At 60.6% G+C, this 21,440-nt stretch carries 19 protein-coding genes and 2 pseudogenes; 12 read left to right on the forward strand and 9 right to left on the reverse strand.

Translation table 11 applies throughout. From position 1 onward, the window contains the following. The first annotated feature begins 9 nt into the window (after positions 1–9). The 3 genes from P2T68_RS30835 to P2T68_RS30845 all read left to right on the forward strand — a co-directional run bounded on the left by P2T68_RS30835 (position 10) and on the right by P2T68_RS30845 (position 3,978). Positions 10–1,278: a sialidase family protein gene (locus P2T68_RS30835; protein ID WP_277378706.1), complete on the forward strand. Its 1,269-nt coding sequence runs from the start codon at positions 10–12 to the stop codon at positions 1,276–1,278. Beyond that, positions 1,278–1,889, forward strand: a complete 612-nt coding sequence (locus P2T68_RS30840) for a hypothetical protein (RefSeq protein ID WP_277378707.1) — start codon at positions 1,278–1,280, stop codon at positions 1,887–1,889. Before P2T68_RS30835 ends, P2T68_RS30840 begins: the two co-directional genes overlap by 1 nt. A gap of 67 nt (positions 1,890–1,956) precedes the next feature. Next, positions 1,957–3,978: an alkaline phosphatase family protein gene (locus P2T68_RS30845; protein ID WP_277378709.1), complete on the forward strand. Its 2,022-nt coding sequence runs from the start codon at positions 1,957–1,959 to the stop codon at positions 3,976–3,978. On the opposite strand, the gene P2T68_RS30850 is transcribed toward P2T68_RS30845, so the two are convergent. Together P2T68_RS30850 and P2T68_RS30855 are read right to left on the reverse strand one after the other, a co-directional pair. Beyond that, a complete protein-coding gene (locus tag P2T68_RS30850; protein ID WP_024077322.1) occupies positions 3,979–4,353 on the reverse strand; it encodes a cytochrome c family protein in 375 nt (124 codons plus the stop codon). A 43-nt stretch (positions 4,354–4,396) separates the two neighbouring features. Then, the gene (locus P2T68_RS30855; protein WP_256581228.1) at positions 4,397–4,939 is read right to left on the reverse strand and encodes a demethoxyubiquinone hydroxylase family protein; all 543 of its coding nucleotides are present in this window, start codon (positions 4,937–4,939) and stop codon (positions 4,397–4,399) included. A gap of 211 nt (positions 4,940–5,150) precedes the next feature. Between P2T68_RS30855 and P2T68_RS30860 the strand changes: the two genes are divergently transcribed. The 7 genes from P2T68_RS30860 (at position 5,151) to P2T68_RS30890 (ending at position 13,614) form a co-directional block, all read left to right on the forward strand. Continuing rightward, the gene (locus P2T68_RS30860) at positions 5,151–5,531 is read left to right on the forward strand and encodes a response regulator (protein ID WP_024077325.1); all 381 of its coding nucleotides are present in this window, start codon (positions 5,151–5,153) and stop codon (positions 5,529–5,531) included. 195 nt (positions 5,532–5,726) lie between these two features. Continuing rightward, positions 5,727–6,341: a biliverdin-producing heme oxygenase gene (locus P2T68_RS30865; protein ID WP_024077326.1), complete on the forward strand. Its 615-nt coding sequence runs from the start codon at positions 5,727–5,729 to the stop codon at positions 6,339–6,341. Beyond that, complete coding sequence (locus P2T68_RS30870; protein WP_024077327.1) at positions 6,338–8,581, forward strand: ATP-binding protein; 2,244 nt, start codon at positions 6,338–6,340, stop codon at positions 8,579–8,581. The genes P2T68_RS30865 and P2T68_RS30870 overlap by 4 nt, the downstream gene beginning before the upstream one ends. A 193-nt stretch (positions 8,582–8,774) precedes the next feature. Continuing rightward, positions 8,775–8,978 (forward strand): hypothetical protein, encoded by a 204-nt coding sequence (locus P2T68_RS30875; protein WP_146015748.1) that lies wholly within the window; start codon positions 8,775–8,777, stop codon positions 8,976–8,978. Positions 8,979–9,098: 120 nt separating this feature from the next. Next, positions 9,099–10,994: an alkaline phosphatase D family protein gene (locus P2T68_RS30880; RefSeq protein ID WP_277378710.1), complete on the forward strand. Its 1,896-nt coding sequence runs from the start codon at positions 9,099–9,101 to the stop codon at positions 10,992–10,994. A 138-nt stretch (positions 10,995–11,132) separates the two neighbouring features. Further along, positions 11,133–12,146: a GGDEF domain-containing protein gene (locus P2T68_RS30885; protein WP_277378711.1), complete on the forward strand. Its 1,014-nt coding sequence runs from the start codon at positions 11,133–11,135 to the stop codon at positions 12,144–12,146. A 217-nt stretch (positions 12,147–12,363) separates the two neighbouring features. Next, on the forward strand, positions 12,364–13,614 hold the full coding sequence (locus P2T68_RS30890; protein WP_024077330.1) for an aspartate aminotransferase family protein: 1,251 nt from the start codon (positions 12,364–12,366) through the stop codon (positions 13,612–13,614). Here P2T68_RS30890 and P2T68_RS30895 read toward each other — a convergent pair. Continuing rightward, a pseudogene (locus P2T68_RS30895) lies at positions 13,611–13,757 on the reverse strand (hypothetical protein); the annotation flags it as partial. The gene P2T68_RS30890 and the pseudogene P2T68_RS30895 sit on opposite strands and share 4 nt — an antisense overlap. A gap of 358 nt (positions 13,758–14,115) precedes the next feature. Between P2T68_RS30895 and P2T68_RS30900 the strand changes: the two are divergent. Further along, positions 14,116–14,832, forward strand: a complete 717-nt coding sequence (locus tag P2T68_RS30900; RefSeq protein ID WP_024077332.1) for a hypothetical protein — start codon at positions 14,116–14,118, stop codon at positions 14,830–14,832. A 55-nt stretch (positions 14,833–14,887) separates the two neighbouring features. Here the strand turns inward: P2T68_RS30900 and P2T68_RS30905 are convergent, their stop codons facing one another. The 6 genes from P2T68_RS30905 to cyoA all read right to left on the reverse strand — a co-directional run bounded on the left by P2T68_RS30905 (position 14,888) and on the right by cyoA (position 20,957). Further along, positions 14,888–15,982 carry a pyridoxal phosphate-dependent aminotransferase gene (locus P2T68_RS30905; protein ID WP_277378712.1) on the reverse strand — a complete coding sequence of 365 codons (1,095 nt, stop codon included), beginning with the start codon at positions 15,980–15,982 and terminating at the stop codon, positions 14,888–14,890. 147 nt (positions 15,983–16,129) lie between these two features. After that, complete coding sequence (cyoE, locus tag P2T68_RS30910; RefSeq protein WP_024077336.1) at positions 16,130–17,017, reverse strand: heme o synthase; 888 nt, start codon at positions 17,015–17,017, stop codon at positions 16,130–16,132. Positions 17,018–17,028: 11 nt separating this feature from the next. Then, positions 17,029–17,364, reverse strand: coding sequence for a cytochrome o ubiquinol oxidase subunit IV (gene cyoD / locus P2T68_RS30915; RefSeq protein ID WP_003176003.1), 336 nt, complete (start codon positions 17,362–17,364; stop codon positions 17,029–17,031). After that, positions 17,364–17,990: a cytochrome o ubiquinol oxidase subunit III gene (locus P2T68_RS30920; RefSeq protein WP_024077337.1), complete on the reverse strand. Its 627-nt coding sequence runs from the start codon at positions 17,988–17,990 to the stop codon at positions 17,364–17,366. Before P2T68_RS30920 ends, cyoD begins: the two co-directional genes overlap by 1 nt. 3 nt (positions 17,991–17,993) lie before the next feature. Continuing rightward, on the reverse strand, positions 17,994–20,012 hold the full coding sequence (cyoB, locus tag P2T68_RS30925; RefSeq protein WP_024077338.1) for a cytochrome o ubiquinol oxidase subunit I: 2,019 nt from the start codon (positions 20,010–20,012) through the stop codon (positions 17,994–17,996). Between the two features lie 3 nt (positions 20,013–20,015). After that, a complete protein-coding gene (gene cyoA / locus P2T68_RS30930; RefSeq protein ID WP_041161019.1) occupies positions 20,016–20,957 on the reverse strand; it encodes a ubiquinol oxidase subunit II in 942 nt (313 codons plus the stop codon). Between the two features lie 27 nt (positions 20,958–20,984). Here cyoA and P2T68_RS35205 point away from each other — a divergent pair. Beyond that, positions 20,985–21,274, forward strand: a pseudogene (locus tag P2T68_RS35205) (hypothetical protein). The last annotated feature ends 166 nt before the right edge of the window (positions 21,275–21,440 follow it).

Raw genomic sequence — 21,440 nt, forward strand, 5'->3', positions numbered from 1 at the left:
AGGTGCTCTATGCGCTCCGCTCTATTGATTTGCAGCCTGCTCGCGGTGTTTTTCGCCGCCTGGCAGAGCCATCCGCCCCATGTATTGGCACCGTTTGCCGAGGCCAGCCCGAACACCGCCAAAGTTGCGGCGCCCGCGCAGTACAGCAGCCGGTTCGTGTCCTCCCAGTTCACCGACTTTGTGCATTCCTCTTCCGTCACTGCCCTGCCTGGCGGCGACCTGATGGCCGTGTGGTTCGCCGGCTCGCGCGAAGGCGCCGCCGATGTGCAGGTGCGCACCGCACGCTTCGATGCACGCACCGGGGAATGGGGCGCCGAGCAGGTGCTGGCGACCCGGGAAAGCACCCGCGACGGCACCCAGCGTTATATCCGCAAACTGGGCAACCCGGTGATCGCCATGGCGCCGGACAAACGCCTGTGGATGTTTTATGTGTCGGTGTCGGTCGGCGGCTGGGCCACCAGTGCGATCAACGTGATGGTGTCGGACGACCTCGGTGCGAACTGGTCGGCACCGAGGCAACTGGTGACCTCGCCGTTCTTTAACATCAGCACCCTGGTGCGCGCCGCGCCGGTGTTCCACGCTGACGGCTCCATCGGCCTGCCGGTGTACCACGAGTTCATGGGCAAGTTTGCCGAGTACCTGTACTTGAGCGCCGATGGCGCAGTGATCGATAAATTCCGCATCAGCCGCGGCAAGAACTCCCTGCAACCGACCATCGTGCCGCTGGACGGCAAGCGCGCCATCGCAATGCTGCGCTACGCCGGCGACACCCATCACCGCGTCCTGGCCAGCCGCACCGAAGATGCCGGGCAGACCTGGAGCGAGCCCTATCCGCTGGAGCCGGCCAACCCCAACTCGTCGCTGGCGGCAGTCGGCACGGTGGACGATGGTTTGCTGGTGGCCCTCAATGACCTGCAAGACGGCCGCTTCAAGCTCAGCCTCTACGGCACCGACGCCCAGCTCAGCCAATGGCGCACGGTGGCACAGTTGGACCAGTCCCCGGACCCGCTCGGCCAACCGTTCTCTCCCGAAGCTTACAAAGCGATCATTGGCGAAGGCTTCCGCGCCTCCAGCGGCGCCAAGCGCCTGCCCTTGGAAGAGCGCTTTCTCAGCAGCCTGGATTACCGCGTATGCAAACCCCGTGGCTGCGATTTCGAGTACGAGTACCCCTATTTCAGCCGCAGCCCGGACGGCATGTACCACCTGGTGTACTCATGGAATAACACCTTCATCAAACATGTCAGCTTCAACGAAGCCTGGCTGGAGGAGCGTCTCTGATGGTTTCTCTGTGGCAAGCCCACTTGAGTTTTGTGCTGCTGGGGTTTGTGGCGCTGTGCGCCCTGCGCGTCACCGCACCTTGGCGACCGTGGTTGCTGCCGGTGCTGGTGGCGGTGAGTTTTATCCCAGTCAACGAGCTGCCACTGGCAGCGTATGTACGCAGTTTTACCGATGACCTGGCGATCAGCACGTTGGTGTTGCTGGCGTGGGTGGGGCTGTGTCGATTGGGGGTAGTGCAGCCGCTCAGGCGCCCCCATCAGATGCAGATGTTGCTGCTGTTTGGCCTGCTGAGCCTGGTGCTGTATCCGGCCACGTTGGGCCTGACCTATGTCGACCCGTACCGTTGGGGCTTCAATCCGCGGCCGATGATCGTACTGGTGGCGGCCACCGCCCTGTTGATGCTGTGGCTGCGTAATACGCTGGCGGTGTGGATGTTGGCGATGGGCACGTTGGCTTTTGCGTTACGGCTCAAGGCGTCGGAAAACTATTGGGATTATCTGGTCGACCCGCTCTTGGCGGGCTACTGCGTGGTCGCTGGACTCATGCAACTAAAACTGTGGGAGGGCGCTTGCTGCCGATGGCGGCGTGTCAGTCAGTACATCCGGCACTGAACGCCCCCCATCGGGAGCAAGCCGCTCCCACATTGGACTTGTGTTGTTTTAAACAGTGGGAAAATAGATGAGTGCGTTGCAATCACGCCGCCTGCGCTATGGCGTGGGCGCGATCGGGTTGATGTTTGTGTTGCTGGCGGCATTGCGGCTGGTGTTTGTGCTGGGTTTTTCCGGCCTGGATTTGAACACCCCGGCGCTGTTGGAAACCCTGGGTATCGGCCTGCGTTTCGACCTGCGCCTGGCGGTATTGATCCTGCTGCCGCTGGCCGTGCTGGCGTGGTTGCCGCGCTGGAACCTCACCACCCTGCCGGCCCTGCGCTGGCTGGCGCGCGGTTATCTGGCCGTCGCACTGGCGGTGGTGGGGCTGGTCTACATCATCGATTTCGGCCACTACGCCTACCTTGGCGTGCGTATCAATGCGACGGTGCTGCGTTACCTGCAAGACGCGCAAATTTCCCAGCAGATGGTGTGGGAAACCTACCCGGTGCTATGGATAACCGCCTGCTGGCTCGCGGCGGTGGCGCTTTGGGTCTGGGCGTTGGTCCGCCTGGAGCGGTTGACCCTGGATCGAGCGCCCACCGCCATCGGCAAGCCGGCACTGGCGGTGGTGAGTGTGATGGGTGTCGTCGCGGTGCTGCTCGCCCTGCTCGGGCGTGTCGCCCATCTCAACCTGGAAAACCCGGTCCCCCTGCGCTGGAGCGATGCATTCTTTTCCGGCAACAGCCAACTGGCCGCCGTGGGCCTGAACCCGGTGCTGTTTTTGTACGACACACTCAAGGTCGGCCAATCGCAGTTCGATGAAGCCCAGGTCCGCGAGTATTACCCGCAAGTCGCCCAGTATCTGGGCGTGGCCCAGCCCGATGCCCAGTCCCTGAGCTTCATCCGCGAACAAGGCGTGCAACCCTATCGGCTGGGCGGCGAGCAACCGCCCAACGTTATCTTCGTGATGCTCGAATCCCTCGGCACCAGCGCCGTGGGCGCCTACGGCAACCCGCTCAACCCCACGCCGAACCTGGACCAGCTGGCCACACAAAGCTGGTTTTTCAAACACTTCTACGTCCCCGTCACCGGCACTGCCAAAACCGTGTGGGCCAGCATCACCGGTGTGCCGGATGTCACCCGCCAGGAGACGGCCACGCGTAACCCGCTGATCACCCGGCAACACACGCTGATCAATGCGTTCGAGGGTTACCAGAAGTTCTACATGATCGGTGGCAATGCCGGCTGGGCGAACATCAATGCACTGATCCGCCAGAGCATCGACGGCGTGCAGCTGTTTGAAGAAAGCCACTGGCGCTCGCCCCGGGTCGACGTATGGGGCATATCCGACCTGGACCTGTTCAAGGAAGGTGACGCGCTGTTACGTGCCGTGCCCAAGGGCCAACCGTTCTTCGCCTACCTGCAAACCTCGGGTAACCATCGGCCCTTTACGATCCCCAAGCTCAACGACGGCTTCGAGGTCAAACACCTGTCGCTGGAGCAAGTCCAGGCCGCCGGCTCGCGCAGTGTCGAGCAGTACAACGCCGTGCGCCTGCTGGACTACAACATCGGGCGGCTGATGGAGATGGCCAAGGCGGGCGGCTATTACGACAACAGCATTTTTGTGTTCTTCGGCGACCACAACACCCGCATCAGCCAGATCCCGCATATGGCGCCGGCTTTCGAGCAGTTAGGCTTGGAAAGCAATAACGTGCCGCTGCTGATCCACGCGCCCGGCCTGTCACCACGGGTCATCGAAGAGGCCGTCGGCCTGGCGGATCTGCTGCCCACGGTGGCCGGCATGGCGGGCATTCCTTTTCGCAACGGCACACTGGGCAGGGATATCCAGCAACCCGCACCGGAGGGCGAGCGCATGGTGCCGTTGGTGTTGCGCGAAGGCACATTCCCGATCATCGGTGGCGTAACCCAGGACTTCCTGTTGCAGATGCAGCACGACGGCAGTTCCCCCACCCTGCATGACCTGGCATCAGCGACGCCCCGCGACGACGTCGCCAACCAGCACCCCGAGGCCTTTCAACGCCTGCAGGCGCTGACCCGGGGGCTGCATGAGAGTGCGCGGTTGATGCTGTTCAGGAATGTGCGGGAATGATCACTGGGGTTGGAATGTCTCGAGGTAGGCCAGGATATTGTCGATCTTTTCCGGGTCACTGATGCCCCAGAAAATCATGCGCGTGCCGCTCACCACCTTCTTCGGCGCCTCGATATAGGCCGCAAGCTTGTCTCGGGTCCAGACCACGCCGGAGTTCTTCATCGCGTCTGAATACTGGTAGTCGGTGGTGGTGCCGGCGGGGCGGCCGATGATGCCGTTGAGTTCGGGGCCAAACCCACCGCGGGCCCCTTCGCCGATGCTGTGGCAACCGCCGCAGGTCTTGGCGAACAGCTTGCCGCCCGCCTCGGCATCACCGGCGGCATACGCCGAGCCCGTACTGAGGACCAGGGCGAGGGAAAGGAAGGCGTACTTCATGAGTGACTCCACATCGGACGGTACCGGTCATTATGCCTGCTTGTCAGGAACGCATGCCCATCCAGATCACCGCTTCGGTCCAGGCGGTGACCACGGGCGTCAACAGCCTGAACCATGGGTCACTCACGTCAATCTGCGCCGCCGATTGGTCATGGTGGTGCTGCTCTTCAGCCACGATGGACGCAATGGCACTGACCGCCTGCGGGTCGATGTCACGTAGGGTGTGCAACTGATGAGCCAGGTGCTTGAGCACGACGCTTTCGACCGCGACGGTGGTGGTCATGATGGCTTTGCGGCCGCACAGGCCGGTGATCAGCCCCAGCACCAGGCCACCAAGCCCGCACAGCCAATAGCTGCGGCAACGCGGATAGCCGCGGCGCTGTAGTTCAGCCTTGAATACCGCCCGGTGGCGGCGTTCGTCGTCGAGAAACTGCGTGAGTTCGGCCACCAGGGCCGGGTTGAACAACCGCGCCATGAACCGTTGACCACTATAGATGCAGATCGCACCGTGCTCACCCGCGTGGTCGACCTTGATCATGCGGTTGCCGAGGGTGTTGTCCAGTAAGGGCGGGGCGGGGGCATTCACGGTTGACGACCTTGTTCAAATGGCTCGGATATCGGGCCTGTCCCTGATTTTCGCGCAGGGTATCCTGGCGCAGGCACTCTGCGCCAGGCAAACGAGCGAACCTGGCCTGCCGGGCTTCGATTGACCATCCATCGCATATAAAACTTCCAATCGAACCTATTCGACCAGCGTCCACTCCACCCTACTGAACCCTGATGGTGGAGTAAGGATCATGGCTCAGCCATCGATTTTGGTATTGGAAGACGACGAGATCATTCGATCGTTGATGGTGGATGTACTGGAGGAATTCGGGGCGCTCGTGACCTCGTTTCCTTCGGCGGATGAAGGCATGATTTTCCTGGAGCGGGCCGATGACCGGGTGGACCTGATTGTCAGCGATATCCAGATGCCTGGCCTGTTGAACGGCTATGACTTGAGCCGCGTGGTGGCGCACCGTTGGCCATCCGTCCCGGTGGTATTGACCTCAGGCAACCGGGCCATGGCTTCGCAATTGGGCGCCAGCGTGAGGTTTTTGCCCAAGCCGTGGAGCACGGAGCACCTGCTCGAATGCGTGCAAACGGCCTTGACCCAACAGGAATCTTCCATGCACTAATAGCGTCGCGACATCACGTGTGCCGAACTTCGGCACCGGCATCGGGGTCATTAATGAGGCAGGGAGCGACTTTTCTGATCCGCTGGTCAGCACATTCGCCTTTCTCGTTCAGTTGACGGCCATCGGTTGTGTAGAATCGCCGCCCATTTCCACGCGTCATTCATGGTCGCAAGACCCACAGTCCGAGCTCACCGAATGCACTCACAGGCCCATGACGTAGATGCGCCCTCCTTACTCGAAGCGCTGCGGGCGGGCACTGCCCTGCTGCATGTCGTCCTCGAAAAGCGTCTGCCATTTTTCTCCGAGCGCCTGGATGCCCACTGGTACGAGCGCCTGCTCCGGGCGTACTACGGGTTTTATCGCCCGATGGAAGCCGCGTTGTACGACAGTGACTTGATCCCCGACGGATTCGACCAGGCCATGCGTGTGAAAACGCCCACCCTGGTCAGCGATCTTCACGCCCTGGGCTTGAGTGACGCTACCATTCATACCCTGCCGCCTTGTACAGACCTGCCCCGCCTCGACACTCCCGCTGCCTGCCTCGGTGCCCTGTATGTACTGGAAGGCGCGACCCTGGGCGGCCAGGTGCTGCGCCGGGAAATGGCTCAGCGCCTGGGCCTGGACGCGGATAACGGCGCTGCGTTTCTCGATGTGTACGGCGCCGAGACCGGTCGGCGCTGGACGGATTTTCTCGACTTTCTAGGCCGCCAGCCATTGGACACGCCCGCCAGACAGCGCGCGGTAGACGCGGCCCGTTCAACATTCAGCTGCTTTGAGCAATGGCTCGACAGCCAGGAGGTACTGCTATGAAACCCGAAGATTTTGAAAAGCTGCTTACCAACTGTGCCAACGAGCCGATCCGTTTTCCGGGGGCGATTCAACCTCACGGCGTGCTACTGACGCTGTCAGAACCTGAGCTGAATATCATCCAGGTCAGCGCCAACGTGGGCACCTTGTTCGGCCACGCACCCGAGACACTGCTGGGCCAACCCTTGCATATGCTGATCGGTGCCGAGCACGGCCAAGCCGTACAGGCCATGGCTGAGCACAACAGCTTTTTCGACGCGCCGCCGCTGCTCGTCAGCCTGAACGGCGCAGCGTTCGAAGGCCTGCTGCACCGTCACCAGGGTGTGCTGGTACTGGAGTTCGAACCGCACCTCAAGGATTTCCACCCACGGGCGCTGAATGGCCGCACCAGTGACTTGGGCAAGATGCTGCAACGCCTGCAATCAGCGAAAACCCTGCAAGCGCTGTACGAAATCAGCGTGACTGAAATCCAGGCCATGACCGGCTATGACCGCGTGTTGATCTATCGCTTCGAAGAAGAAGGCCATGGCCAGGTGATCGCCGAAGCATCGGCACCGTCCATGGAACGGTTCAACGGGCTGTTCTTCCCCGCGTCCGATATCCCGGAGCAGGCCCGCGAGCTGTACCGCACCAACTGGCTACGCATCATCCCGAACGCCGCCTACGAGCCGGTGCCACTGCTGCCCAAACTGCGCCCGGACAACGGCGAGCCCCTGGACCTGAGCTTCGCCACTCTGCGCAGCGTGTCGCCGATTCACTGCCAGTACATGCAGAACATGGGCGTGCTGTCGTCCATGAGCATCTCGTTGATGAAGGGTGACACACTCTGGGGCCTGATCAGTTGCGGCAATCGCGAACCGCTGCTGGTGCCCAATGAATTGCGCATCGCCTGCCAGACCATCGGCCAGGTGCTGTCGCTGCAGATCAGTGCCATGGAGGCCCTCGACCTGAGCCGTCAACGCGAAGAAAAAGTCGAAACGCTGGCGCTGCTCGATGCCGCCATGAAAGCCTCTGAGAACACCGTGTTCGATGGCCTGGCCCAGCACGGCCAATGGCTCATGGACCTGACCCTGTCCGGCGGCGTGGCGATCATCGAAGACAAACAACTGCACCGCTACGGTAACTGCCCGGAGCCGGCGCAGATCCGTGCGCTGCATCAGTGGTTGCAGGAAAGCGGCGAGCCGGTATTCGCCAGCCATCACCTGGCCTCGGTCTACCCACCGGCGGCGGCGTTTCAAAAGGTCGCCAGCGGGGTATTGGCCATGAGCCTGCCTAAGCCGGTGGACAACGGTGTGCTGTGGTTCCGCCCGGAAGTGAAAGAAAACATCAACTGGAGCGGCGACCCGAGCAAACCGCTGGACCTGGAAAACTCCGACGCCGGCCTGCGCCTGCGCCCACGCACCTCGTTTGAAATCTGGAAAGTGGAAATGGCCGGCATCTCCACCAAGTGGAGCCATGGCGACCGCTTTGCGGCCAACGACCTGCGCCGCTCCGCACTGGAAAATGACCTGGCGCGACAGGTACTGCGCGAGCAACAGGCGGTGCGGGCCCGTGATGAACTGGTGGCGGTGGTCTCCCACGATCTGCGCAACCCGATGACGGTCATCTCGATGCTCTGCGGCATGATGCAAAAGACGTTCAGCTCCGAAGGCCCCCACACCTCGCGACGAATTTCCTCGGCGATCGACACCATGCAGCAAGCCGCCGCGCGCATGAATGTGCTGCTGGAAGACTTGCTCGACACCTCGAAAATCGAGGCGGGACGCTACGTGGTCAAGCCGGTGGCGCTGGACGTTGGCCAGATGTTCGAGGAGGCCTACTCCCTTCTCGCGCCGCTGGCGCTGGAAAAAGGCATCGACCTGTCCTTCAACGCCGAGCCCGGCCTGCAGATCAATGGCGACCCGGAGCGTCTGTTCCAGGTGCTGTCGAACCTGATCGGCAACGCCATCAAGTTCACCCCGCGCCAGGGCAATATCGGCATCAGCGCCATGAGCAACGGTGAAGAAATTGTGGTCTCGGTACGCGACTCCGGTGATGGCATTGCACCGGAGCAGTTGCCCTATGTGTTCGACCGCTACTGGACCCAGACCGAAAACAATCCCACCGGCAGCGGGCTGGGGCTGTATATCACGCAGGGCATTGTCCAGGCCCACGGAGGAAAAATCGTTGCCGAAAGTGAGGTGGGGCGTGGCAGTGAGTTCCGTTTTACCGTGCCCAAGGTGATTGAAGGCACTCACACCTGATGCTTGAAGATCGGGGCCCGGACGGATGTTCGAACCTGCATGACCGAGCCATTGCGCTGCATGGCCATGGCTCGATAACGATCACCGGGTCATGTCTTGACGCAAGGCGTTTATAGGCCAGCCCTTTCCCTCTCTGTAGGTTCGATGTGCGTTGATCACGCTGATTCAACGCCCCGACAGAGCAGAGGTTTTCATGATCGATATCTTTTTTGGCTCTACCGCTAACTACTTCAACCCCCACCGGCAAGTCGAAGCCGCGCCTGAACCACAAAGCCGACCGACGCAGCAGCAAACGCCGGAGCAGGAATCGACCACTGATACCCACAACCAGGGCACGCCCCGGCGAAACACTCGCTCTGGCAACCTGGAGAGCCTGGGTAACGGTAACGTGCTTTAAGCAGTAAAGAGAGGGGCCACTTTTACCGGCCCCTTTCCTTTGCTCGACATCCCGCCTTGACAAAAAAGCGACATCCGCTGGTTTACCCTTGAGGCCCTTTACCACCGAGCCGCTATTCCTATGCTTCAAGCTGGCACCCTGCCCGCCGTCCTCGCCGGCCCTATGCTGCGACGTCTCGAGCCCCAGCGCCTGGTGATGTGGCTGATGGGCAGCCGTGAACTGGCATTGACCCTCAAGCTGCAGGTTGCCGGGCAGACACTGGCGTTCCCACTGGCTCAAGCGCAATGCCAAGTCGTGCCCGTAGGGCGCCATGCGTTTATCCATTTGATCGACCTCCCACTGGCCGATGCCCTGCCCCAGGATGTGATGATCGGCTACGACCTGCTGGTCGATGGCACCGGCATTGCCGAGTGGGCGCCACACTTGCTGTATGGCAACGCCGACACCCCGGGTTTTGTCCTGCATAGCCGCATTCGCCAATTGGTGCACGGCTCCTGCCGCAAACCGCACCACCCTGCCGACGAAGGCTTGCTCTGCGTCGATCGCCTGCTGGCCAGCGCGCCCACGCCGGCGGAGCGCCCCGCGCTGTTGATGATGAGCGGCGACCAGGTGTACGCCGACGATGTGGCCGGGCCGATGCTGCGGGCGATTCACGCCTTGATCACATGCCTGGGCCTGTTCGATGAATACCTGGAAGGCGCGGTGGTGGACGACAGCGCCAGCCTCTATGGGCATCGCGCGAGCTATTACCACCGAGCGGACCTTTTGCCCGCCCTGGACAGCAACGAGACCCTGCGCGAACGCTTTTTTGGCGGCGTGAAGAAACCGATCTTCACCAGCAGCACTGCCGACAACCACCTGGTGACCTTCGCCGAAGTGATGGCGATGTATTTGCTGGCCTGGTCGCCCACGCCCTGGCGCCTGATTACACCGCAGCCACCGCAACTGAGTGCCGATGAACAGCACCGGTATGCCCGAGAGCAGGTGCAACTCGATCGATTTCGCGATGGCCTGCCGGGTGTGGCACGGGTATTTGCCCATCTGTCCACATTGATGATCTTTGACGATCACGACATCACCGACGACTGGAACCTCAGCGCCCAGTGGGAAGAAACCGCCTATGGCCACCCCTTCTCCAAACGCATCATCGGCAATGCCCTGCTCGCTTACCTGCTGTGCCAGGGCTGGGGTAACCAGCCCGAGGTGTTTGGCGCGCTGGTAGCGCAAACCCAGACGTTGGCCGCCCAGGCGCGCGGCAACCACCTGGACGCCGCCGCCCAGGATGCGCTACTCGAAGCCCTGCTGAAATTCCAGCAATGGCATTACAGGCTGCCCACCACTCCCGCCCTGGTGGTGCTCGACACCCGCACCCGTCGCTGGCGCAGCGAATTCAACCTCAAACAACCCTCCGGCCTGCTGGACTGGGAGGCCTTGAGCGAACTGCAACAGCAACTGCTGGACCACCCCTCGGCCATCATCGTCTCGCCCGCGCCGATTTTTGGCGTCAAGCTGATCGAGACCGTGCAGAAGGTGTTCAGTTGGTGCGGCCACCCGCTGCTGGTGGATGCCGAAAACTGGATGGCCCATCGCGGCGCCGCCCAAGTCATTCTCAATATTTTCCGTCACTCCCGTACGCCGGGTAACTACGTGATCCTCTCGGGCGACGTGCATTACTCGTTCGTGTACGAAGTGCTGATCCGCCACCGCAACGCCGGCCCGAACATCTGGCAGATCACCAGCAGCGGCATCAAGAACGAATTCCCGCCACGCTTGCTGGAATGGTTCGACCGCCTTAACCGCTGGCTCTACTCCCCTCGTTCCCCCCTCAACGGGTTCACCCGCCGTCGCACCATGCAAGTGGAGCCGCATATCCCGGAACATGCCCAGGCCGGCGAACGTTTATGGAACTCAGCAGGCATCGGCCAGGTGTTTTTCAACGAACAAGGCCAGCCTGAAGCGATCTACCAGCACAACGCCGACGGGAAGCCTCGGACGAGGATGGTGGCGCCCAAATAATGGCCCATAGCCACACCCTGGAGCCGTGCATCCGCCCTATTCAAAGCGTGCAAGGCCCGTTGTACAGTAGCGTCAGCCACGGAGTATCGGTGTCAATATCGCTGGTCCCAAGTGCCAGCCAACGCAGGGAGCGCACAGATGGACGATACACCTGGCAGCAATTCGTTGAGGAATGACTTTTCTGACCTCAACGCCGATATGTTGCATGCCGTCATGGAACTGGTCAGCGATGGCATTTGGGACTGGAACGCCAATACGGGGTTCGTCTACCGCAACCCGGGTTGGTATGAAATGCTCGGCTACCCCCCCCACTCCCTGGAGAACAGCGTGTTCACCTGGGAGAACATTATCCACCCGGACGATTACCCTCGCGTCATGGCAGTGTTTGATGACTACCTCCAGCGTCGGTCCCCCCATTACCAAATCGAGTACCGTTGCCGCAAAAAAGACGGCACTTACCTGTGGATCGAAGACCGTGGCTACATCATTGCGCGCAACCTCGATGACTCAGTAGCGCGGATGGTGGGCTCCCACCGCAATATCCAAACGCGCAAAAGCTCCATCGAGCAGCTCGAACGGCGCAATCAATCCCTTGAGGCCCTGGTGGCCGAGCGCACCCGCGAGCTGTCACGGGTCAATCAGCAACTGCAATTGCAATTGGAGGAAAACCGCTCCCTGGCCGAGCGTGACGCCCTGACCCGCGTCGCAAACCGTTATCGCCTGGAGAAAGTGCTGCTGGAGGAATGCGACCGGGCAGAACGCTTTCGTTTGCCGCTGGCCTTGGTCGCCATGGACATCGATGACTTCAAGCTGATCAATGATCGACATGGCCATGGCGTGGGCGACCAGACCCTCGTGCGGGTGGTGGAAGGGTTGGAAACCTGCATGCGCCAGGGCGATTTGCTGGCGCGCTGGGGCGGCGACGAATTTATCGTGGTACTGCCCAAAAGCCCCCTGGAGGTGGCGAAAGCGTTGGCCGAGCGCATCCGCCAAAGGATCGCGCAACTGCCCGCCGTGGGCGATTTCAACGTCACCCTGAGCCTCGGCGTGGTGGAGCGGCGCACCGGGGAACCGCCGGCCGCCCTGATGGCTCGCGCCGACCAGGCGCTGTACCGATCCAAGGCGGCAGGCAAGGATATCGTGTCGGAATAACGCCCGAGGGCAACGAACCGGCTGCTCGGTGCTGAGCACATCGCACCGATCTCTATGTTGCCCGGCAGTACCAAGGGCTTTGCGGCGTTGCCACAAACGACCTTTTGGCAACAGCTCCTTCCGATTTGGAATGACCCGGCGACTTTATTTCGTTTGCCCCAGGGCCGGGCTCACGGCTTAGATAAAAACACGCCCAACATTGCCGAGTCCGAGATTCATGAGCCGCGAAACCATCAGCCAATCGATTTCCGTCGTCCACCCCATCAGCCTCAGCCACGGCAGGAACGCCGAGGTCTGGGACACCACGGGCAAGCGCTATATCGACTTCGTCGGCGGCATCGGCGTGCTCAACCTCGGTCATTGCCATCCGGCGGTGGTAGAGGCCATTCGCGACCAGGCAACGCAGCTGACCCACTACGCCTTCAACGCCGCGCCCCATAGGCCCTACATTGAATTGATGGATCGACTGACGGCCTTCATTCCGGTGGACTACCCGGTCAGCGGCATGCTGACCAACAGCGGCGCAGAAGCGGCGGAGAATGCCTTGAAGATCGTCAGGGGCGCCACCGGCCGCAGCGCCGTCATCGCTTTTGACGGAGCCTTCCACGGGCGCACCCTGGCCACCTTGAACCTCAACGGCAAGGTCGCGCCTTACAAACAAAAGGTCGGTGTCTTGCCCGGCCCGGTGTATCACCTGCCCTACCCCAGCGCCGACAACGGTGTGACTTGCGCCGAAGCACTCAAGGCCATGGACCGTCTGTTCAGCGTGGAAATCGACGTCAACGACGTGGCCTGTTTCATTATCGAACCGGTGCAGGGCGAAGGCGGTTTCCTGGCCCTGGATATCGAGTTCGCCCAGGCCCTTCGGCGTTTTTGCGATGAGAAAAATATCCTGCTGATTGCCGATGAGATCCAGTCCGGCTTCGGTCGCACCGGCCAGCGCTTCGCCTTCTCGCGCCTGGGTATCGAACCGGACCTGATCCTGCTCGGCAAAAGCATCGCCGGCGGCGTGCCGCTGGGGGCAGTGGTCGGGCGCCAGGCGCTGATGGACAACCTGCCCAAGGGCGGCCTCGGCGGCACCTACTCCGGCAACCCGATCGCCTGTGCCGCGGCGCTGGCCACCCTTGAAGTCATGACGGACGCACATTTACAGGTGTGGGGTGCACAGCAGGAAGCCGCGATCATCAGCCGCTATGAGCGCTGGCGCGCGCAGCGCCTGTCACCCTACCTGGGCCGTCTGACCGGCGTCGGCGCGATGCGCGGCATCGAACTGGCGCAAGCCGACGGCACGCCTGCGCCCCAGCAACTGACACAGCTGCTGGGCCTGGCACGCGCCGCCGGCTTACTGCTGATGCCCAGCGGCAAATCGCGACACATCATCCGCCTGCTCGCACCGTTGACCATTGAGCCGGCAGTGCTGGAGGAAGGCCTGGATATCCTCCAGGCCTGCCTCAAGCAACTGGACTAGTCGGGCGCATCCGCCGGATTGCCACCGTTGGGCCAGTCCTTGACCTTGTCCGGGAAGCCCGGACGCGGTTGGCCCGAGCAGTATGCGGCCACGTCCACAGCGGCCTGGTCCGACAACCCGCCCTGCCCGAGCGGGAAGTTCTCATGGAGGCCATCGGCATAACCACTTTTCAGCCCCTGACAAATCTCCCTGTGGCGAGCGGGCTTGTCCCGCGTTGGGCTGCGAAGCAGCACCAAAACCAGCCTCTACAGAGTGTCTGATACACCGCGTTCTTCTTTACTGGGGCTGCTACGCAGCCCAACGCGGGACAAGCCCGCTCGCCACAGGCCCGCTTGCCACAACACCGCTCGCCACAACAGCCCTATCTGCCGGACGTTCAGCGTTGAGTCAAAGTTGTGTAGATACCTGCCCATCAGCCGGAACCTGCCTTGACCTGATCCCCTGCCCCCCTGAAAATGCGCGACGCTTTTTTGTTCCGCTTACTGAAGTAGTGAAATTTCAATGTCCGATTCCTACACCGCAGAATCCGCCGAAGAATCCGTAGTCGCCTTGCAATCCAAAGCTGAATACGAAAACGCCATCAATCTTTCACAGCACCTGCCTGCGGCCAAGATCATCAGCGAGATGGTGCTGGACGCGTTCCACACCTCCAAGGAAAGCGACCAGATCCGCGAACTGCGCGTGGCGATCCGCCAGGCTCACGATGCCTTCGACGACGACAAAGCCTACGACCTGATGGGCCAGCTCAAGCAACTCAAGGACGCCGAGGCCGCCGATAACGCCGCCCTGGAAAACCTGAGCAGCCAGTTCTCGATCAGCCGCATCCTGTCCAGCTTCAAGGACGACCCGGAGTTCCAGGAGCTGGTCTACGGACTGGCCCTCAAGGTGCTGAACCAGTCCCACCAGGCCATCAGCAACCCAAGCGCCGGCAAGGGCAAGGCCGCACGGCCCAAGAAAGAAGCCGAAGTGTTTGTGATCAGCAAGGACGGCATCAGCGTCACCCTGCCACTGCGCACGCCACGCTCCAAACTGAATGTCGACCGGGCCGCGTTCGAGTTCCTGGGCTTCAGCTTTGTGGGTGAAGGCGATGAGGCCGAACTGGAGGTTGAGAGCTTTGTGGATAACTCCGGCGCCGAACAGCCGCTGAGCCGCAAGAGCGTGATCACCGCATTGCAGCAGCAGACAGCGTTTGATGGGTACAGCATCGCGCAGCAGTAGTACCACTGAACCCAATGTGGGAATAAACCCCGTCCCACATTGGTTTTGTGCTGGGTTAAGCGCTGCGCTGGACCTGCGCCGCAAACACCTCACGAAACCGCGCCATCTCGCGCTTGCTCCCCACCGTGACGCGTACCCACTGCGGCCAGTTCTTCCACACCCGTCCAATCAGCACACCTTGCCCGGCCAGCTTCTCGATCACCTGCTCGGCCGGTTGCTTCACATCGATCATAAAGCAGTTGCTCTGGGACGCCGTGCAGGTGAACCCACGGGCCTTGAGCCAGGTAATGGTCTCCTCACGCAGTTGGGCATTGAGCGCCTTGCGTTGCGGCAACAGCTTGACGTCTTCCAGGCTGGCGCGCGCGCCGAGCAAGCCGGTGCCTGCCGGTACGTTGTCGCCGCCGAACACCGCGAGGCGCTCCAGCAGCGCCGGGGCACCGATTGCCAGGCCAACGCGGGCGCCGGCCATGCCGTAGATTTTCGAGAAGGTGCGCAACACCAGCAGGTCGTCGTGTTCCTTGACCCAACTCACGCAGCTGGGGGCGTCGGAGAAATCGATGTAGGCCTCATCCACCACCAACACACTGCCTTTGGGCTTGTCCGCCAGCGCCTGGCGGATGGCGTCGGTCGGGGTCATGGTGCCGGTCGGGTTGTTGGGATTACACACGTAGAGCATACCGGCCTGGGGATCGGCGGCGAGCATGGCGGGGATATCGTGGGCGTGCTCGGTATTGAGGTCCACCTCGCGCACCGGTGCCTTGCGCGACTCGGCCGCCTGGCGCGGCACCTCGTAGGACGGCGTGGCCATCACCAGGCCGCGGGTTTCACCGGTAAACGCCAGGACGGCATAGCGTAGCGCCGCCATGGAGCCGGAAAACACCGCGACCTGTTCTTCGGCAATCCCCTGCTGCTGGGCGAACAGCGCGGCCAGGCCGTACATGTGGCCGTAGGGATAGCGTCCGGCAGTGGCAATCGCCTCTCGCATCGCTTCGCGGGCAGCACCTGAAGGGCCGTAGGGGCTTTCGTTGTAGTTGAGCCGCACCTTGTCCGCCTTGGCCGGCGGCGGGCTGGCAACCGCCCAATCCAGGCGCCCCAACAAGGGCAGGGCCGCGCCCAGGGCGAGAAGGGAGCGACGACTGACGCTGACCATGGTGACAACTCCTTGTACGCGGGTAATGGATTCGCACGGCTCATACAGTGAGGTATGACGAGAAAGCCGCCAGCCGATTTAACCCGCGCCCAAGAAAAAGCCCCGCGCTTCTCACGAAGGCGGGGCTTGTTCACTGCTTGGAACCACTCAGGGCGCGTAGGTCAGCAACAACTCTCTCGGCACCTGGAAATCCAGGGACATCATCACGCTGAGCGCGGTGATGGTGAAGATCGAGAACACGAACAGCTTGCGTGCCCAGACGGTGTCGTCCACCGCCTTGTAGCCGGTCCAGGCCATGTACAACCAGTACATGCCCATGGCGGCGGCGACAGCGAGGTAGCTCATGCCGGCGTAGCCACTGAAGGTCAACATCAAGGTCGCCACGAGGAAGGCCAGGATGTAGAGCAGGATGTGTTTCTTGGCCACCTGGATGCCGCGCTTGACCGGAAGAACCGGAATCGACGCAGCCAGGTAGTCGTTGAAACGGAAGATCGCGATGGCATAGGAATGCGGCATCTGCCACAGGCTGAACATCACCAGCAGCACCAGCGCGGCCATGTCGAAGCTATTGGTCACAGCTACATAACCAATCACCGGCGGCATCGCCCCCGACAGACTGCCCACCAGCGTGCCGTGAACCGACTTGCGCTTGAGGTACAGGCTGTAGAGGCCGACGTAGATGACGAAGCCGATCACGGCAAACAGCGCCGCCAGCGGGTTGGCCACCTTGTACAACAACACCACGCCGGCAACACCCAGGACGGTCGCGAAGATCAGTGCCAGTTTCAGGGAGATAAGCCCCTGGACCAGCACGCGATTCTTGGTGCGTTCCATCTTGATATCGATGTCGCGGTCGATGCAGTTGTTGAACACACAACCGGAAGCTACCACCAGGGACGTACCGATCATTGCAGCCAGGAAGATGGCCAGATCGACATGTCCCTTGGAGGCCAGGAAGAAACCGCCTGCCACAGAAAGCACGTTACCGAAAATGATCCCCGGTTTGGTGATTTGGATAAAGTGCTTAAGCGACATCGGGTCTTACCTCACTTCGCCATCATGTAGGTGTGGATGCTGAACATGATCCACAGCGACAGACCAACCAGCAGAACGATCACCAGGCCTGCGAACACGAACGCAATCACGTTCTCACGCTGGGCCTCGGAGCGGTCCAGGTGCAGGAAGTACACCAGGTGAACCAGGACCTGAATGACCGCGAACGCCAGGACGATCATCAACGTGATCGACTTCGGCAGGGTTGGGTACATCACCAGGCCGAACGGGATCAGGGTCAGGATGACCGACAGGATGAAGCCGATAGCGTAAGACTTTACGCTGCCGTGGCTCGCATCATGGCTGTCATGGGAGTGTGCATTAGCCATTACAGAGTCCCCATCAAGTAGACGACGGTGAATACGCAGATCCAGACTACGTCCAGGAAGTGCCAGAACAGGCTCAGGCAGCTCAGGCGAGTCTTGTTGGTGTTGGTCAGGCCGTGCTTATTGACCTGATACATCATCACCGCCATCCACAGCAGGCCAGCCGAAACGTGCAGGCCGTGGGTGCCTACCAGCGTGAAGAACGCCGACAGGAAACCACTGCGGTGCGGGCCGTAGCCTTCGGAGATCAGCAGGTGGAACTCGTTGATCTCCATGCCGATGAAGCCCAGGCCGAACAGGAAGGTCAGTGCCAACCAGCTCAGTACGCCCTTCTTGTTGCCCTTGTAGAAGGCCAACATGGCGAAGCCGTAGGTGATCGAACTGAACAACAGCAAGGCGGTTTCGCCGAGCACGTAAGGCAGTTCGAAGATGTCGTGGCCCGACGGGCCACCCGCTACGTTGTTTACCAGTACCGCGTACACCGCGAAGATCGACGCAAACAAGATGCAGTCGGTCATCAGGTAGAGCCAGAAACCGAAGACGGTCATTGGCCCCGAGTCGTGGTGATGGTCATCGTGCCCATGGTCATCGACATGGGCGTGTCCAGCATTGGTCACTAAGTTCGACATGGTTTAAGCCTGTTCCAACGAGGTTTCGACACGGTTGGCCGGGATTTTCTTCTCGGCGACCAGACGAGCGTGCTGCTCGGCTTCGATGCGCTCGATCGTTTCGACCGGCACCATGTAGCCTTGATCATCACGTGCAGCGTGGACAATGAAGTAGCCGATGGTGCCCACCAGGCTCACGATTGCCAGCCACCAGATGTGCCAGATCATCGCGAAACCGAACACGGTCAACAGCGCGCCCATCACCACGCCAGTGGCGGTGTTGCTTGGCATGTGGATCGGTTCGTAGTGCTTAGGTTGCTGGTACGCAGTACCGTCTTCCTTGGCTTCGGTGAACGCATCGATGGTGGTCGCAGTAGGAATCACAGCGAAGTTGTAGAACGGTGGTGGCGACGAGGTCGACCATTCCAGGGTGTGGCCGTTCCATGGATCGCCCGACTCGCACATGTTCTGCTTGCGATCACGCACGCTGACATACAGCTGGATCAGCTGGCAGGCGATACCGACCGCGATCATCAGCGCACCGAACATGGCGACGTACAGGTACGGCACCCACTCAGGGTTGGTGGTGGCGTTCAGACGACGGGTCATGCCCATGAAGCCCAGTGCATAGAGCGGCATGAACGCGACGAAGAAGCCCGAGATCCAGAACCAGAATGCAGCCTTGCCCCAGCCTTCGTGCAGCTTGAAGCCGAACGCTTTCGGGAAGTAGAAGCTGAAGCCAGCGATGTAACCGAATACCGCACCGCCGATGATCACGTTGTGGAAGTGCGCGATCACGAACAGGCTGTTGTGCAGCACGAAGTCAGCACCCGGGATGGCCAGCAGTACGCCGGTCATGCCGCCGATGGCGAAGGTCACCATGAAGCCCAGGGTCCACAGAACCTGGCTGGTGATACGCAGACGGCCGTGGTAGATGGTGAACAGCCAGTTGAATAGCTTCACCCCCGTCGGGATGGAAATCAGCATCGTCGCCAGGCCGAAGAAGGCGTTGACGCTGGCCCCCGAACCCATGGTGAAGAAGTGGTGCAGCCACACCATGAAGCCCAGTACCGAGATCGCGCCAGAGGCGTAGACCATCGAGTGGTGACCGAACAGGCGCTTGCCGGTAAAGGTCGAGATCACTTCGGAGAAGATACCGAACGCTGGCAGGATCAGGATGTACACCTCAGGGTGACCCCATGCCCAGAACAGGTTCACGTACATCATTGGATTGCCACCAAGTTCATTGGTGAAAATGTGGAAATCCAGGTAACGGTCAAGCGACAGCAGCGCCATGGTAGCGGCCAGGATCGGGAACGAAGCCACGATCAGTACGTTTGCCCAGGTGCAGGTCCAGGTGAAGATCGGCATGTCCATCAGTTTCATGCCAGGGGCGCGCATTTTCAGGACGGTGGCCAGGAAGTTGACCCCCGTCAGCGTCGTCCCCAGTCCTGATAACTGTAGCGCCCAGATGTAGTAGTCCACACCCACGCCCGGACTGTACTGAATGCCCGACAATGGCGGATACGCAACCCAACCGGTCTTGGCGAATTCGCCAACGCCCAGGGAAACGTTGATCAGCACCACGCCGGAAACCAGCAGCCAGAAGCTCAGGGAGTTCAGGAACGGGTAGGCAACGTCACGCGCGCCGATCTGCAGCGGCACTGCAAGGTTCATCAGGCCGGTGAAGAATGGCATCGCCATGAAGATGATCATGATCACACCGTGAGCGGTGAAGATCTGGTCATAGTGTTCAGGTGGCAGGTAGCCAGGCGAACCCTCGGTGGCCATGGCCAACTGGGTACGCATCATGATGGCGTCGGCAAAACCACGCAGCAGCATGACCATGGCAACGATGATGTACATCACGCCGATTTTCTTGTGGTCGACCGACGTCAGCCACTCGGTCCACAGGTAGGTCCACTTCTTGAAATAAGTGATTGCTGCAAACAGTGCCAGACCACCCAGCGCGATCATGGCGATGGTAATCATCACAATCGGCTCGTGGAACGGGACCGCATCCCAACTTAATTTACCAAACATCGTTTACTCCTCTGCCCCAGCAGTTGAATGCGAGCCCGTGTCAGAACCTTCAACCGCAGCCACTTCTTTCTTCTCGTGCTTGACCGGCTTGCCTGGTTTCATGCCTTCGTACTTGTCGACGATCTTCTGAAACAGGTCAGGCGTGTAAGCGGAGTACAGCGCGACAGGGTTGTTCTGGCTTGGTTTGGCAAGGGCTTCGTATTCAGCTTGATCAAGCTGTTTAGGTGCGGCCTTGACTTCGGCTACCCAGGCGTCGAAATCTTCCTGGCTCGTCGAGATCGCTTTGAATTTCATGCCGGTGAAGCCAGCGCCGCTGTAGTTGGCGGAGATGCCTTCCATTTCAGCTTTCTGGTTGGCGATCAGGTGCAGCTTGGTCTGCATACCTGCCATCGCGTAGATCTGGCCGCCCAGGGCTGGGATGAAGAACGAGTTCATCACGGCGTCGGAGGTGATCTTGAAGTTCAGCGGGGTGTGCTCCGGGAACCGGATCTGGTTGACGGTGGCGATACCCAGGTCCGGGTAGATGAACAGCCACTTCCAATCCAGCGCGACCACTTCGATATTGATCGGCTTGGCGTCCGATTCCAGCGGACGGTATGGGTCCAGCGCATGGGTGGACTTGTAGGTCACATAACCCAGGGCAATGATGATGAGGATCGGGACCAACCACACCGCGATTTCGATCTTGGTGGAGTGCGACCACTTCGGCGCGTAGGTGGCGCTGGTGTTCGACGCGCGGTATTTCCAGGCGAAGGCGAAGGTCATGATGATCACGGGGACCACGACCAGCAGCATCAGCAGGGTGGCGGTGATGATCAGGTTTCGTTCATCCAGACCGACCTGTCCTTTTGGGTCGAGCAAGGTCCACTTGCAGCCTCCCAGCATTAACATCATGCCAAGCAGCGGCAAAAAGCCTAGTAATCGGGGGTACCTGTTTTTACTCATCTCACGACCTCTAAAGCAGCTTGCGCAATGCAGTTGGGTTTTGATCGCCAACACTTCACCCTGCCAAGGGTTGGCATTTCTCTTCGATTGAATAAGAGCCTGCCCGCGCGCCCTAATCGGACGTGTCACGGACCTGCGGTGAGTTCTTATTCGATTTCGTGGTTAAAGGCCTTGTTACAGACCAATTCCATTTGGTGCGGATAGTTGAAAGGCTGCCGGAACCTGGGGTCGCACAGAGCCATCCATCTGCCCCTCGACCGCTCCAATGCTCAAAGTTTGAACAGCACCGGACATTCAGTGCGGGCGATTGTAGTTAGCTAGCGATGTATAAACCATGTCTTATAAAGAAATAATTTTTATTGATTCCAGCAACAATCCTTCACCAATATCGCAAAGGTTCGCGATCTTATCGCGTTCGATTCTCAACAAAAACCACAAAAATTGCCGTGTTATTGGGCAAAGCGCCACACCCCTCCGCCTCCA

The sequence above is a fragment of the Pseudomonas sp. G11 genome (assembly GCF_029457515.1).
GTDB lineage: Bacteria > Pseudomonadota > Gammaproteobacteria > Pseudomonadales > Pseudomonadaceae > Aquipseudomonas > Aquipseudomonas gorinensis.